This window comes from Nitrospiria bacterium, assembly GCA_035517655.1.
Lineage (GTDB): Bacteria > Nitrospirota > Nitrospiria > JACQBZ01 > JACQBZ01 > JACQBZ01.
Genome location: DATIYJ010000029.1, coordinates 24,754 through 39,923 on the forward strand (window position 1 = coordinate 24,754; position 15,170 = coordinate 39,923).

Annotated in this window: 12 protein-coding genes; 3 read left to right on the plus strand and 9 right to left on the minus strand. The window is 58.8% G+C overall.

Features of this window, described 5'->3' with window-relative positions:
- Positions 1-3: 3 nt before the first annotated feature.
- On the plus strand, positions 4-1,653 hold the full coding sequence (locus VLY20_05915) for a zinc metalloprotease HtpX (protein HUK56176.1): 1,650 nt from the start codon (positions 4-6) through the stop codon (positions 1,651-1,653).
- A 78-nt stretch (positions 1,654-1,731) separates the two neighbouring features.
- Here VLY20_05915 and VLY20_05920 read toward each other — a convergent pair whose 3' ends face one another.
- The 5 genes from VLY20_05920 to VLY20_05940 all read right to left on the minus strand — a co-directional run bounded on the left by VLY20_05920 (position 1,732) and on the right by VLY20_05940 (position 5,310).
- Positions 1,732-2,586 carry a CARDB domain-containing protein gene (locus VLY20_05920; GenBank protein ID HUK56177.1) on the minus strand — a complete coding sequence of 285 codons (855 nt, stop codon included), beginning with the start codon at positions 2,584-2,586 and terminating at the stop codon, positions 1,732-1,734.
- A 557-nt stretch (positions 2,587-3,143) separates the two neighbouring features.
- A complete protein-coding gene (locus VLY20_05925) occupies positions 3,144-3,350 on the minus strand; it encodes a hypothetical protein (GenBank protein ID HUK56178.1) in 207 nt (68 codons plus the stop codon).
- A 269-nt stretch (positions 3,351-3,619) separates the two neighbouring features.
- The gene (locus VLY20_05930) at positions 3,620-3,931 is read right to left on the minus strand and encodes a HepT-like ribonuclease domain-containing protein (protein HUK56179.1); all 312 of its coding nucleotides are present in this window, start codon (positions 3,929-3,931) and stop codon (positions 3,620-3,622) included.
- 116 nt (positions 3,932-4,047) lie between these two features.
- Entirely contained in the window at positions 4,048-4,467 is a 420-nt protein-coding gene (locus tag VLY20_05935; protein HUK56180.1) for a nucleotidyltransferase domain-containing protein, read from the minus strand.
- A gap of 186 nt (positions 4,468-4,653) precedes the next feature.
- Entirely contained in the window at positions 4,654-5,310 is a 657-nt protein-coding gene (locus tag VLY20_05940; GenBank protein HUK56181.1) for a dienelactone hydrolase family protein, read from the minus strand.
- A 125-nt stretch (positions 5,311-5,435) separates the two neighbouring features.
- On the opposite strand from VLY20_05940, the gene trxA reads away from it, so the two are divergent.
- Positions 5,436-6,299, plus strand: coding sequence for a thioredoxin (gene trxA / locus VLY20_05945; protein HUK56182.1), 864 nt, complete (start codon positions 5,436-5,438; stop codon positions 6,297-6,299).
- 30 nt (positions 6,300-6,329) lie between these two features.
- Positions 6,330-9,413, plus strand: a complete 3,084-nt coding sequence (locus tag VLY20_05950) for an HAD-IC family P-type ATPase (GenBank protein ID HUK56183.1) — start codon at positions 6,330-6,332, stop codon at positions 9,411-9,413.
- A 74-nt stretch (positions 9,414-9,487) separates the two neighbouring features.
- Here VLY20_05950 and VLY20_05955 read toward each other — a convergent pair whose 3' ends face one another.
- From VLY20_05955 to VLY20_05970, 4 genes are all read right to left on the minus strand, one after another.
- Positions 9,488-10,132, minus strand: coding sequence for a TonB family protein (locus VLY20_05955; GenBank protein HUK56184.1), 645 nt, complete (start codon positions 10,130-10,132; stop codon positions 9,488-9,490).
- Positions 10,133-10,136: 4 nt separating this feature from the next.
- Positions 10,137-10,562, minus strand: a complete 426-nt coding sequence (locus VLY20_05960) for a biopolymer transporter ExbD (protein ID HUK56185.1) — start codon at positions 10,560-10,562, stop codon at positions 10,137-10,139.
- A 33-nt stretch (positions 10,563-10,595) separates the two neighbouring features.
- Positions 10,596-11,378: a MotA/TolQ/ExbB proton channel family protein gene (locus VLY20_05965; GenBank protein ID HUK56186.1), complete on the minus strand. Its 783-nt coding sequence runs from the start codon at positions 11,376-11,378 to the stop codon at positions 10,596-10,598.
- An 89-nt stretch (positions 11,379-11,467) separates the two neighbouring features.
- Entirely contained in the window at positions 11,468-15,160 is a 3,693-nt protein-coding gene (locus VLY20_05970; GenBank protein HUK56187.1) for a filamentous hemagglutinin N-terminal domain-containing protein, read from the minus strand.
- Positions 15,161-15,170 lie beyond the last annotated feature (10 nt).

The window sequence follows — 15,170 nt, forward strand, 5'->3', positions numbered from 1 at the left end:
ACCATGCCGTTCACCTTCATCGAGATCGAGGAGCGGAAAACGTGGAGGATCTGGCTCTTCATTCTCGTTCTCCTTCTTCTCTACTTGGCCGTCCTGGCGACACTCACGGTCGCGGTGGCCCAGACGGTCTTTATACCGTATCACGCCTTGCTCAACCCGCGGTTCCTGCTGCTCCTTGTCGCGACTTCGCTGACGGCCGCCGTCACCCATTTCTGTTTTTCAACTTTGGGCGTGGTCGATTTTATCCGGGACAATCTCGGGGCGCTCGAACCCGATCCCGAGGACGGCATCCACAAACGCCTGCTGAACATTCTGCGGGAGATCGAGGTGGTCACCGGAAACCGGAGAAAGATCGAGGGCCGGGTGATCCCGACGCTCGCAATGAACGCCCTCGCCGTCGTGAACCTCCGGGGAAACGCCACGATCGCGGTCACCGAAGGCCTGCTTTCAAGACTCACGCGGCCGCAGTTGGAGGCGGTCATGGCCCACGAGGCCTATCACATCATCTCGGGAGATTGTCTGGAGACAACGGTGGCCGCCAGCCTTTTCGGACTGCCGTCCTCCGCGTTCGAAAAGTTTTCGAGAACCATGACCGCATCGGCCCGTCTGTCTCCGGTGCTTCTCTTGGTCTGGTGTCTGCTGAAGCTCAGCCAGATTTTCAATATGCTCATCTCCCGGGAACGGGAGTATCGGGCCGACGCCGGCGCGGTGCGTATGACGCGCAACCCGTTGGCGCTGGCCGAAGCCCTTCAATTATTGTCGCGGAATTGGAGAGGCACCGGTTTCATCGGCAACGGCTTCGAGATGCTCTGTATCGTGAATCCCGTGGCGAAGGCCCTGGACGAGACGGAAGGCCGGTGGGCCGATCTGATGTCGACCCATCCCCCGATTCAGAAACGGATCGATATTCTATTGAAAATGGCCCATGCGGAGCTGTCGGAACAGATCGTAAAAGCGGCGTCCGCAGCCGGCGCCGCTACCGCCAAGCCTTCCGAATCGGTCTTCCACGCCTTGGATCCCCAACACCAATGGCAGGGGCCTTTTACACTGCCGGAACTTTACGCCCTGCCCTGGATTTCCCCGCTCACGTGGATCAACGACGGAGGCCCGGCGATCGAGCGGGCTTGGAAGATGCCGCAGATCGATCCGGCGATTTTCACAAAACGTCTGGCCGAGGAGGCGTCGCCGGTCAGCCGGTTCCTCTGCCCTTCCTGCCATCAGCCTTTGCTGGAAATCACCTATGAACGGACGCAGATCGATCAATGCCACTTCTGCGGCGGGGCCTTGGTTGAAAGCGACCGGATACCGCGGATTATCGCACGGACCGAAAACCCGGCCACGGACCGGATCCAGTCGTTGTCAAAAGCGGCGATGCAGGAAAGCCAGCTCCGAGGAATCGGACGGCAAATGGAGCAAAGCGACCGGAAAGCGATCCCGCTCCGCAATTGCCCCAAATGCAGCCATCCGATGATGAGGACGTTTTACACGCTCGCCTATCCGGTCCAGATCGACCGGTGCAGCTCCTGCAGTGTAACCTGGTTCGATCCGGACGAGCTCGAGATGCTCCAATGCATGATCGCCAACAAAATGGCTGCGGAGCCGCTGGGTTCCACTCCCGACGCCGAAAATCCCGAAAAAGTTTTAACCCCATGATACGCCGGGATCCTCAACATAAAAAGATCGGTGCTGTTTCACTGCAATTGATGCAATCCGGTTATTTCAGCACAAGTCTCACTGCACCGTCACGGTGGCGCCGGAGCAGAAGGTGTTGTTCCCTTCGTCCGTCTCGACCACGGCATTGAGCGAATCGGCCATGGCACAGACATAGTAAGTGCCCACCGGTACCGTGCTTGGTATCGATAGACTCGTGGTGGCCGAACTGCTCGCCCCTGCTGCTAATAATGTCACCGATCGGATCGTCGAGATCACTACATCATCCGAATCGCCATAAATATTATTCACCGATAGCCTAAAGCCGATCCGGAACGCGGTGCTGGCGATCAACCCCTGGTTTTGGACCGTGTTGCCCACCGAAAGCGTTGACCTGCGATTGACCGTGGCCGCATTCGGCGTCACGGCCGTCATCTCCAGATCCGCACGCGTGACCTGGACCGGCGTGGCCGTGCAATTCGCGTTGTTGTTCTCATTCCCTTCCGCGACCGTGTTGCCGCTGTCGGCCATCGCGCAGACGTAGTAAAACCCAGGAGGCGTGCTGGACGGAACAGTCAGCGTGTTTGTAGCTGTGCTGCTCGCCCCAATGGCCAAGGCTGTTAAGGATCGAGTCAACGCCATCGCAATGTCGTCTGCCCCGCTATACGTCGCATCCGATGAGAAATGGAAAGCGATCGTAAAAGCCCCGGCTTTTGATCCTCCCTGGTTCTTCACCGTGTTGGAAAGCGTGAAAGTCTTGCCCGGCGCCACCGCCGTCGCCGTGGCAGAGACCGCGGTCATAGTCAGATCCGCGGCCGGCACAGTAACCGTGCCTGAGCCGCATAACGTGTTATTGGTCTCGTCCGTCTCGACCACGGCGTTCACGGGATTTCCACCATTGTCGCTCAAATCTTTCACAAAGGGTGCCTGTGCCAAGGCCCACCTTTGGAGCTGAGTGACCTGAATGCTCAGGGAACCGGTGCACCGTGTATTGTTGGTCTCGTCGGATTCGGCTACGCTATTCGCGTTGTCAGCCTTCGCGCACACAACGTAGCTTCCCGGAGGAGTTGTGGAAGGAAAAGTGAGCGTCGTCGTAGCCGTGCTGCTCGCCCCCGCCGCTAATGAACCGACTGATCGGGTGGCCGTGAAAGCAATATCATCGGCATCCCCATAGACCGTGTTGGTCGAAAGATGAAACGCCACAACCAACGATCCAGTCGAGGTGGTTTCCTGATTTGTAACTGTGTTTGAGACAGAACGTGCCGGGCAATCATTCGGAGATTCTCTTTTTGAGGAAATTGATGAGGAGTTCTCCCGATATGAGTTAAAAATCTCTCTTTTAGTTGCTGGATTCGATCAAAATGGACATGGTCACATTTTTAGTATAGAAAGTTGCGAACCGATGTTTATATTTTACAATATGGAAAGCATCCAATTAAATTGCATGAAAAAGATATTGATGATGATGTTCTTGCTAAAATCTGCGGAGTACTTCATCCTGAATAATTTGCCTCACCACAGATAGATAAGCTAAATAAAATACCTGAATTAAGTCGGTTTCCTAAGATAGTAAAAAAACAAAAAAAGAAATGACCAGTTTCAGATTTATTTATTTTTCTTTTTCCACCGTGCCATTGCTGCTTTTTTTGCAATTTGTTTCCGCTTAAAAGAAGGGAGAGATGCGGCCCGTGCTTTTCCACCCTTTAGCCCTCCGAGTCGTCCAAGTGCTACTGCCGCGGGATTTTTCGGTTTCTCTGACCCTTCTGTAGCTGCTTTGAGGATTTCGAAGCAGTTACGTTTTCATCTTTGCTTGATCGCTTAGGCATGATGTGATTACGCCATGCCATATTGTAGAAATCAATAGGCCAGAAAATCAAACTGACCCACTACCAAAGTGGGGGTTTTAGCTACGGGTTTGATAAAGTGGAGGGAGCAATTTTTTATAGCGCGCTTCCATCAGGAGAGGCTGCTACTCGGGCGCGTTCTTTTTGACAAACGCGTTAATGGCCTGTAGATATTTTGGGATGTCTCTTAGGGCAAACTGAAGTCCTTCATAAACCTTCCGTTCATCAATCTCATCATATTCATGTACGATTCGGTTCCGTAGCCCGGATGCCCCCGCCAGTGTTCGCGCAAAGATGGGTTCCAGAACGCCGAGCCGTCCCAGTTCTACAAAGGATTCAAAATAGTCTTTGGGCGGCGGATGTCCGAGTTCAGTGACAATATGGTAATTGATATCAATCATCCGGCCTATTATGCGTTCAAGGTAACGCTCGGCCAGGACTTCGTAAGTGGGATTTTAAAGATAAGCATCCAATGAAAATTCGGCGTAAGGCTCCAGGGCCTTGAGGTCTTTGCCGATGAGGCTTATCTTTCGGATCACCAGGGTGCGGTCGATCACGAAGCCATCCCGGTTCTCTTTAGAAGTTGCTCAACGTATTGCCGTTCCATCTCAAAATAGCGGCGGTGGTCTTGATACCGTTTGAAGGTATAGATTTTAAGTTCCATCAGCCTACCAGGCGCGCCGTAAAGGAGGCGGCAGTTTTCGGTGATCTTTTTCAGAATGAGAGGATCGGCATGGTTGATGATACTGAGGTCAACGGGCTGATCGGGGAAAATTTTCTGGAAACCATGGACGAGCTCGGAATATTCCGGACTGGTGGGGCTGCGTTCTTTCCGGAACAGCACCGCGATATCAAGGTCGCTTCCGGCATGCCGCTTGCCGGTCAGGGCCGATCCAAAAAGCAGAATCAAACTGATCCCATGTCGATCGGCAATCCGGTTTAATTTTTTTCTTTCCTCGACGGCGAGTTCCACGATCGGGATCCTTACGGGTTGTTTAAACCCATGGTCGGATTATACCGGCATCGAGACGGTCCGTCAAGGAGATGTATGCGTTTGCCTTCATTCAACCCGTTGGGCTGACTTATTGAAGAACCCCGCCCTCACAGGCGGGGATTACGCTCGCTACACGGATCAAACAGGAAGGGAAGAAACGATGACTCAAGCCGACTTCGAACTGAGATGCCGCGCGAACCATCGGGCCGCAAGGCGGGCCACTTCCTCCAGAGCGCCGGGTTCTTCAAACAGATGGGTCGCCCCCGGAATGACGGCCAACTCCTTCTCCCCCTTGAGCCGATCATAGGCCTGCTGATTGAGTTCGATGACGACGTCGTCATCGCCCCCGACGATCAGCAGGGTCGGCGTCTTCACGCGATCGAGAACGGGCCCGGCCAGATCGGGACGCCCTCCCCGCGAGACAACCGCCCGCACCGTCGGGCCCAGAGCGGCAGCCGCCTCGAGCGCCGCGGCGGCGCCCGTGCTGGCCCCAAAATAGCCGACCTTCAACTTCTTTGTTTCCGACCGCCCCGTCAGCCATCGCGTGGCCGCGGTCAAGCGATCCGTCAGCAGAGAGATGTCGAAGCGCGTTTCATAGACGGCGTCTTCCGGCTCGGTGAGAAGATCGAACAACAGGGTTCCGATGCCGTTTTCGCGCAATACCCTCGCGACATAATTATTCCGGGGACTGCGGCGGCTGCTGCCGCTGCCGTGCGCGAACAGCACCACGCCCTGCGCCCCGGCGGGAATCGCAAGCATTCCCTCCAGGTTCACGGCATCCGCTCGGATGCGCACAAGATGCTCGGGACTTTCCTTCGCCATGGCCTGTCTCCTCTTTTAGGGGGCTTGCTGATGGCCATCTACGCATCGCAAGGATTTTATGTTATCATTGATTGCGTCAGGAATGCAAAAGGGCCGGAAGGCGGTCTGCAACGGAGGCGATCGTCATGAAGGATCGCGGTGTGTTCGAAACAAGCGAACGGGATTTTGACAAGCAGGTAATTGAGCAGTCGAAAACCGCGCCGGTCCTTGTCGATTTCTGGGCCCCCTGGTGCGGCCCCTGCCGGATCCTCGGGCCGATATTGGAAGAAGCGGTCGAGGAACGTCAAGGCGAGGTTCGTCTGGCCAAGGTCAACAGCGACGAGAATCCGAATCTCGCCGCGCGCTACGGCATCCAAAGCATCCCCACCGTTCTCGCGTTCATCAACGGCGATCCCGTGAACGGATTCATGGGGGCATTGCCAAAGGAAGCGATCCGCCAATTCATTGAAGAACTGATTCCCAAGGAGACGGATAAACTCGCCCGGAGAGCCGGAGAACTCGAACTGAAACAACGATGGGACGAAGCCCTGCAGTGCTATCGGGAGGCGCTCCAATCGGACCCGAACCATCCGGCTTCGCTGATCGGGCGGCTGGGGATCCTGATCCGCCTCGAGCGATGGGCGGAGGCGGAGGAGGCCTATCAACGCATGCCGGGGACCGTCCAGATGGATGACGAGGTCCAGCGTCTGAAAACCCGCTTGGATCTCGGCCGCGCGCTATCCGTCGGCCCGTCGATTCCGGATCTCCAGAAAAAATTGCAGGCCGAGCCGGCCGATCTCGAAGCCCGCGATCAACTCGCAGCGCTCTATGCCGCGAAGCGACAGTATCGCGAAGCCCTGGAGGAATGGCTGACGATCGTCAAGCGGGACCGGCGCTTCAAGGACGACGGCGCGCGAAAAAGGATGCTCCAGATTTTTGAACTGATCGATCCCCGCAGCCCGCTGGCCGAGGAATACCGCGAGAAACTCGCCCGCGCGATCTATCGGTGATCCGGCCGGATTGGAGAAGGAAAAGGTGTCGTGGTGACCTCAGGCAGAGTTGAGAGAATTCACGCATCGGTGCCGGGGAGGGCTCGATTTCATGTCCCGGCGCTCCGGCGGTCAAACGCGCTCAAGCGCTGGCTGGAAAGCGAACTCATCGGATCGTCCGGAATCGAGCGCGCTTCCGCCAGTCCCGCAACGGGCAACGTCCTCGTTTATTACAATCCCCCCGTGGGTCCGCAGAACGTCGCGGACCACATCCGCGACATTCTCGAAAGGTTCCCGGCGGCCGCGCGTTCAATGCCGGTTTTGGATCCCGCAACGGGCTCGTCCCCCGCCCCGCCGGTTCCGGCGTCGCGGCGTCCCGAATCCCCGGCTGAAACGTGGCATCGGCTTTCCGCGAGCGCGGCGCTGTCGGCGCTTGAGGCGAATCCGGCGGGCCTGGCCGCCGACGAAATCGCCGAACGGCTCAGGCGGCACGGGAGGAACATCCTTCCCGGAGCGGAGCCCGCCTCGGCGCTCGGCACCTTTGTCGATCAGTTCAGATCGCTGCCCGCCGCACTGCTGGTGGGCGGAGCGGCGCTTTCCTTTCTGACCGCGGGCGCGGCCGAGGCCTTTGTGATCCTGGGGGCCGTGGGGCTCAACGCCGTGATCGGATTCATGATCGAGCGTCGGGCCGAGACGACGATCCGATCGCTCAGGAGCCTCGTGCGTCCCCCCGCGTGGGTCATCCGCGACGGCGAAATCCGATCGATTGACGCGGAGCAGGTGGTCCCCGGCGACATCCTCGTTCTGAAGCGCGGGGCGCTGGTGCCGGCGGACGGGCGGATCATCGACGCGAACCGGCTGCGCCTGAACGAGGCGGCCCTGACGGGCGAGAGCATGCCGGTTCCCAAACAAGCGGAGGTTCTCCTAGGCCCCGAAACGCCCGTCACCGAGCGCTTAAACATGGTGTACCGGGGAACGTGGGTGAGCGGCGGCAGCGGTCTGGCGGTGGCGGCCACAACGGGAAAATCCACCGAGCTGGGGCGCATCCACGGGTTGGTCCTCCAGGCGGAGGAACAGGCCACTCCGCTGGAGCGCACGCTGGATCGCTTGGCCCGTCAGCTGGTCTTGATCAGCGGGGTGGTCTGCGGCTTCTCACTTCTCACCGGCCTTCTGCGAGGGTACGGACTGTTGGAGATACTCCAGGCCTCCCTCTCGATGGCGGTCGCGGCCATTCCCGAGGGTTTGCCGACGATCACGACCACGACCCTGGCCCTGGGCATTCAGAACATGCGCCGCCACCGCGTGATGATTCACCGCCTGGAAGCGGTCGAGGCGCTCGGTTCCATTCAGATCATCTGCTTTGATAAAACCGGCACGATCACGCTGAACCAAGTCACGGCGCTCGCGATTCACTCGGGGATGCGACGGATCGATGTGGTCCGCGGAAGCCTCACGGCCCGGGGAGCCCCGATCGATCCGCTCGAATGCGAGGAGGTGCTCCGATTGATGCAGATCGGCGCCCTCTGCAGCGATACCGACGTTCGCCGCGAAGGCGGTGAATGGGTTGTGAACGGTCCGCCGATGGACAACGCCTTGGTGAACCTGGCCCTCCGTGCGGGCGTGGATGTCCTTGAACTCCGCAGGAGCCATCCCGTTGTGGCGGTGCGACGGGGCTCCGCGCATCGGAAATACATGATGAGCGTCCACGTCAGCGGGGAAGCGGGATCCGACGGAGCCGGCCTGATCACCGTGAAGGGCAGACCGTCGGCGATCCTGACCCGGTGCGGCTGGCAGATCAAAGCGGGCAAGAGACAGCCCCTCGACGAGGAGGACCGGCGTCAGATCGGGATCGAAGCGGATCGCTTTTCGGCCGACGGCATGCGCATCGTGGGTCTCGCCTACCGGGAAGTCGATTCTCCAAGCCATCTTCCCGAAAAGGATCCGTCCGACCTCACGTGGGTTGGAGCGGTCGGTTTCGCCGACCCCATCCGGGACGGCGCCAAGGAGCTCATCAACGCCTTTCATGAGGCCGGCATCGCCACGGTCATGATCACGGGCGATCGGAGCGCCGCCGCTTATTCCATCGCCAAAGAAATCGGCCTCGCCGGCCGGGATCAGATCGAGATCCTGGACTCCACGCACCTTCGCAATCTTGAGCCGGAGGTATTAAGCGGGCTCACCGAGCGGGTGCATGTGTTCGCCCGACTCAGCCCGACACAAAAGCGGGAGATCGTTCTGGCGCTGCAGCGCAGGGGAAAAGTGGTGGCCATGACGGGGGACGGAATCAACGACGCGCCGGCGCTGAAGGCCGCCGACATCGGCATTGCCATGGGAAAAAGCGGCACCGCCCTGGCCCGCGAGGTCGCGGACGTCGTCCTGGAGGACGATCGACTTGAATCGATGATCATCGCCGTGCGGCAGGGACGCACCCTCTACGACAACATCCGCAAATCCGCCCGCTATCTCCTGGCCACGACGGTCGGGGAAATCATCGTGAGGTTCGCGGGAATCGCCCTGAATTTCGAACACCCCGCGCCGTTTCTGTGGGTCAATCCGATTTTCCCGGCGATGGCTTTGGCGCTGGAACCGTCGGAGCCCGACGTGTTGAAGCGTCCGCCCCGACCCTCGCAGCAGCCGATCATCGGGCCGGACGATCTAAAGAGAACCGCCTTCGAAGGGGGAATGATGTCGCTGGGGGTGCTGGGCGCCTACGGTTATGGATTGGCCCGCTACGGCCCCGGTGCTCAGGCCGGAACACTCGCCTTCCTGGGACTGTCTACGGCCCAACTCCTCCATGCGTTGAGCTGTCGTTCCGATCACAGCCGATTGTTCCTGACGGGCGTCGGGGGAGGACACCCACCCCTTCCCCCGAACCCTTATTTATGGCTCTCGATCGGCGGGACCCTGCTCCTGCAGGGTATCGGGCTGCTCATTCCAGGCGTGCGGAGTTTGCTCGGCTTCACCCCCATTTCGCTTCTTGACGGAGCGGTGATCGGCGCCGGCGCGGTGCTGCCGCTCCTGATCAACGACGCCGCCAAAGGAACGCCTCATAAGCGGCCTTCTTCATCCGAAGCCGTGATTCCCGGACCGGCCTTCGCACGATCGACGGTCAACCCAAACGGGGCGAATGGTTAAGGAGCGGGTCAAATTACGGGGAGATCAAGATCGGTTTAAACCTTGTAAATTTTGACCAGCGGTTGAAGAGCCGATCAAGAGGGAGGGATAAATTTGACGACGATTTTCCTGGACATGCCCGTGGGAGGAGGCCGAAGTTTCTTGAGTTCGGAAATGGCTTGAAGGGCGGACTGATCGAATTTTGGGTTGCCCGACGAATCCAAGAGCTGATATTTCAGGAGCTTCCCTTCATCGTCCACCTGAAGCTGAAAGACAACGGCCAGAGCCAAGTTCGACGGTAGATCGGGGGGTTGCTTATACAAACGCTGGATTTCGCTTGTTATCAGATCGACATATCCTGAAAACTTCCCTCCCGTTCCATTTCCGGAGGCAAAGGGATTTCCGAACCCGGGCAGTTGGACCGGCGCGGCGTGTTCCACGGGCGGAGGAGGAGCGCTTTTCGCCTCTTCCACCGGCGGAGGAGCAGCCTCGGGCTCGGCGGGCGGGGGCGGCGGTGGCTCGGGTTTGGGGGGTTCGGGCTCCGGCGGCTTGGGCTTCGGCGGCTCCGGTTCCCTCACATTCCGGATGTTGATTTTATAAATCGCCAAGAGTTCCTGTCCGAGCGACGTGGTGGCCAGCCAGACCAGCCCTCCCGCCAAAAGCAGGTGAAAACCGGCCACGATGATCAAGGTGGTCCCCAGCCTGCTTTTTTTCTTCTTGAAGCCGGCGTATCCGGGCACAGGGTCAGCTCCCCGGGTCGCTCAGGAGTTTGGTGGCCAGACCCACGTCTTCGATGGGCACTTTCTGCAACGCGTCCAATACCGCGACGACGTATTTGTACTCGACGTGCTCGTCCCCGCGGATGATGACGGGGAATTCACTCCCCTTGGCCTTCTTGAGGTCCCGTAAAATTCCCTCGAGCTCTCCGACCTCCACTTTTTGGTCGTCGAGATATATATCCCCCGTTTTTTTGATCGAAATCGCCCGCACCTTGTGCTCGTCGATGGTGGTGTCGTTCGGCGAGGATTCCGGAAGCTGCACCTCGATCCCCTGCAGCGCCGCCGTTGTCGTCAGGATGAAGACCACCAGTAACACCCAGGCCAGATCGAGCAGCGGCGTGATATTCAACTCGGCCACCGCGCCGTGAGTGGATTTGGAAAATCGTTTCATAATCGTCCTCCTCCCCGTTCCACGACGGACTATCTACACGGTTCCCGGGTGCGCGGTGCCGGTCAGGGGATAGGCTCCCTGCTGACCCGTTTGCGAATCCACACCGGGCATCGTTCCCGTTGAAAGCGGCGCATCCGTAATCTTATGGCTCAAATATTCGGTGGCCAATACATTGTCCAGGTGCGCGGCGAAATTATCCATCTCGATCGTGATCTCCCGGATCTTGGTGACGAGATAGTTGTAGCAAAAAAGAGAGGGAATCGCGATTGAAAGACCGACCACCGTGTTGATCAGGGCCGCCGATACGCCCGGCGCCATGGCCGTCAAGCTGGCCTGCTGGCTGCGCGCGATGCCCGCAAAGGTATCCATGACCCCCCAGACCGTTCCGAGCAATCCGACAAAAGGACCCCCGCTGATGGCCGTCGCCAAAATGATCATGCCCGATTCCAGGTTTACGGTGGTTTCCCCCATCCCGCGCTCGATGGCGATGCGGACCGCGCTCATTCCATGGAGAGGAATTTTGTTTCCGTATTTGTTCAACTGACGCTTCAGCTCGTCGCAGGCTTCCCGGTAGACATCGAAGAGGGATGATCCTTCCAGCGATTTTTCCTGGGTGGATATCTCCAGAGCGGAATTTCCGGCGGAGTAAAGAGACAGAAACTGGGCATTCCGTCTCCGCGTCTTTCTCAGCTGCCGGAACTTATTAATGATGACCGTCCAGCTCACCAATGAAAAGATCAAAAGGGCGATCATGATGATCTGCCCCTCGAGCGTCGAGTGCTTTAAACTGAAAGCAAGTCCTCCCAAATGTCCCATATCGATCTCTCCTAAGCGATTCCTGATGGTTTCGGGTTGTCCGGTCGAAGGATCCCGGACTCACAGCCGGGGATGCGCTCGGTTCGGATTCAATTCTGATTTTCATCGACATCCACTTCAATGGTGACGCCCTTCTTAAAGCTAAGGGTCTCGAAAACATTCCGACCCCGCTTCCCCTTCCGGCCGTCGTCCCGCTTCTTGCCGTTATCCGCCTCCTCCTGCGACCCCGCCGTCGCCGCGGCTTCCGTCACGGTATCCTGGGCCGATGCGACCGCCGTCGAGGTCGCCGCCGTCGAGGTCGTCGAGATCGATCCGGTGGAGCCGGTGAGACCGCCCAAACCGGTGTTCGCCCCCGATGGAACGGTCGGAACCGCGGTCGGCGGGGGGGTTGGAACAATGACGGGGGGCGGAGAGGAAACAAGCGTATTCCCGCCCACACTCCCTCCGACCGGTCCCGTAATCGCGGTTTGATCCCCCACGATTTGATCGACGTTGACCGTCACGACGCCCTGGACCGTCCCGCCCTGAAGGTCCAGGTTTTTCGCGTCGATCGTAATCGTCCTGCCCCGTATGCCGGCGGGCGGGACGATCACGTTTCCCGAAGGCGCGTCGAGGACGATGTCGCCGAGTTTCAAGTCCTTGATATAATCGGCCTTGATATTTTCGTACTCCGCCGTCGCCGCCTGGACGGCTTTTCCGACCTGGGTAGTATAGTCCGCGTTGAGTTGATCCACAATTTTGTCGACCATGGCCTGGTACTGTTGAACCTGGGCCTGGTATTCAGCCTTGTATTCGGCCTTGTATTCCGCTTCGAGGACGGACGTGTCGTGTCCGAGAATCGTTTGTTTTGAGATCTCCGTCTGGAGCGACTCCAGACCGAGTGTCATCGTAAACGTAAACGGCGGCACGACCAGAGTCGGAGGAAGAGGAATGACCGGGGCGGGCGGAGGCGGGAAGGGAGGCAGCGGGTTTGGATCCAAGGGACTGAACGTAAATATCCCGCTCCCGGGAACCTTGTAATCCAAGTATGTTTTGATGACGTTCCCCTGATCATCCGTCAGTTCATCCACAAAGATGAACTCCACCAGTTCGTCCTTGCCGCCGCTCCCGGCGTTGATGTTTCCTTCCGTCGAAGTGATATGGATGTCTCCGCCGCCGAACGTGGCCACTCTCGATTTATTGACGTTGACGTCGCCCGTCGCGGTAATATCGATCTCTCCTCCTCGAAGGGTCATCAAGCCCAGATACGTGCCAAACGGGGAAACCCCGGACGATTGGTTGGTGCCGATGTCGACGCTACCGCCGACGGGGCTGTCCGGCCCGTTGAGCCCGTGGACCTGGATCGCCGCTCCGTTGTAGGTGACGATCCGGGACTGGGTCATTTCAAGGTTCCCGCCCACCGCGATTTCCAGCAGACCCTTTGGAACAATATCGTCGGTCGGGATGTTGGTGTACCTCTGGTCGATGCCCTGACTATCCGCCAGATTAATGTTCCCGCCGGCCGACACAAACCCGCCGCCCGTCCCGATGAAATGCAGCCCGCTGACACTCCCCCCGGTCGGCGTCATATCGATGTTCCCCGCGGCGCCGACCGTCGCCTGGACGCCGTCGGGAACCGAGAGCGTCGCGACGAAATTGGTGATGTCGGCTCCCGATTGCACTGTCACCTGTTTTCGCAGGGTCGGGCTGTAAAAATCCAGAGTGAGATTATTGATATCCCCGGTCGCCGTCTTGAATGAAACCGGAATCACATCGTTCGAAACATTCGGGGCGGGCGTGTTCAACAGCGGGGTCAGCTCACCGACCTGCAGGCCGAGCAGGGCGTTCGGATCGGCCGGAACCAGTTTCAGGGTGGGAGGAATGCCATTGACCGGGATGCCCTGAATCGTATCTTGCGCAAAGAAGTCAAGGCCGCCGGTCGGAGAAGGCCAGAACGTGAGACCGGCTTCGACAAAGATGCTCCCTTGAGGCGCGGTCGCACTGAATGAAGCGGGATAATATTGTCTCAACTGAACCAGTTCCGGGCTTTTTTCTCCGTCGGTGACGAGGGGCCGCAGATGGATGTCCCCGTTCGTCGCGGTAAGGCTCACCGCATTGCTTGGATCGGCCGTTAACGCCCGGTTCCCATAGTTTCCATCGACTCCTTCGGACAGACCCTTGTCCTGGACAAGCCCAAGATAAACCGACTGGCCTGCGGTCACATCCACCTCCCCCTTCCCGAGCGTCAGGTTTACATAGTTATCGGCCGCGCCGAAATTTCCGCCCACGGTGACATGGGCCTGACCGTTCGACATAAGAAACCCGCCCAGGAAATCGCCGCCGGCCCTGATCGTCAAGGTACCGGGTACATCCGTGTCCAAACGAAAACCGCTGTATAACAGAAAAGAGTTGTCAAAGGTGCTCGGCGCGATGATATTCCGGCCCGCCTGAATCGTCATGCTGCCCCCGTATCCCGTCCCCACGGTCGAGTTGGAAAGAACAATATCCCTTCCGGCCGTCGCCGAGATGTTCCAGGGGGCTCCGCCGTTCAGCCCGGAAGGATCATTGATGATGAGCGTATCGTTGAATCGGAGGTCGTTCCCCGCGGTGAAGGTGATTTTTCCCCGCGACCCGGGCGCGACGGACCAGCCGCTCAGATCCGTGAGGACGCCCGTCACGTTGATGTCGTGATCGGCCTGGAAATCCAGTTCCGTCAAACCGCTGAAGGGGTCGAAGTCATCCTGTGTCACCGTGAGATCATAAGGGTCCAGAAGAAACTTGCCCCCGCCGTATCCCGGAATCGCTCCGCCGCGAACGCTTCCTCCCAGCGTCAGGTCGTGACCGCTCAGTTCGGCCGAGCCGCCGTCCCCCCCTCCCGCGCCGCCGGAAACATCGATGACGGCGCCCGGATCGAACCGCGACGTTCCGTGACTTTTGTCCGACGTCGCGACGATCGTGCCCCCGTTTGATACCCCCTCGTCGGATCCTTTCGCCGATGTGACGCTGCCGTCGGACAGAGTCAACTCATCGCTTGCAAAAAGTTCGATCCGCCCTTCCTTTTCACGAACGCTGTCGGCCTGGATGAGCCCTTCCTGGTTGATGACGCGGGCATAGATGTTAACGTTCCCTCCGTCGGCAATCAGGTCTTCGAGGTTGACCGCCTCCCCGGTCGGATTTTTGACCTGGACCAGAAATCCCCGACCGTCCGGGCGGTCCGTCAGATAGGCCACCGTTCCGGCCGCCAGGACGATCTGTCCCTCCGGGCTCCGGATGAGACCGTTGTTCTCCACGTTCGGCGCGAAAAGATAGACGTACCCTCCCGAACCGGTTTCGATCGTCCCCGCGTTCTTCACCGATCCGGCGGCGGCCGTTCCGTTGAAGAGATATTTTCCCGCGAGAAAATTCCCATCGCTCAGGTTCAGAGAAGACGCGACCAAGCCGTTCACGTTGACCTGAGCGCTCGGGCCGAACATCACACCGTTGGGATTAAGAAGAATGACGGAGCCGTTGGCCTGAAGCGATCCGAAGATCTGGCTCGGATTTGCGTCGAAGATCCGGTTCAACGCGATGGACTGGGCCGTCGGCTGAATGAAGCGGGTGACCTCATTGGGCGCGATATTGAACTGCTGCCAGCTCAGAATTGCTTTGGGGGTTGTCTGATTGATGGTCACGACCGAAGTCCCGACGCCTGAAACTGCGGCCCCGCCGTTCACCACGGTCGGCCCCAAGGGATTCGCAAGGGTCGTTTCGGGAAAAAGCAGGGATGCGCATAGAAGGAAGACGAGGATCCAGTTTTCGGACATGGCCGTACGT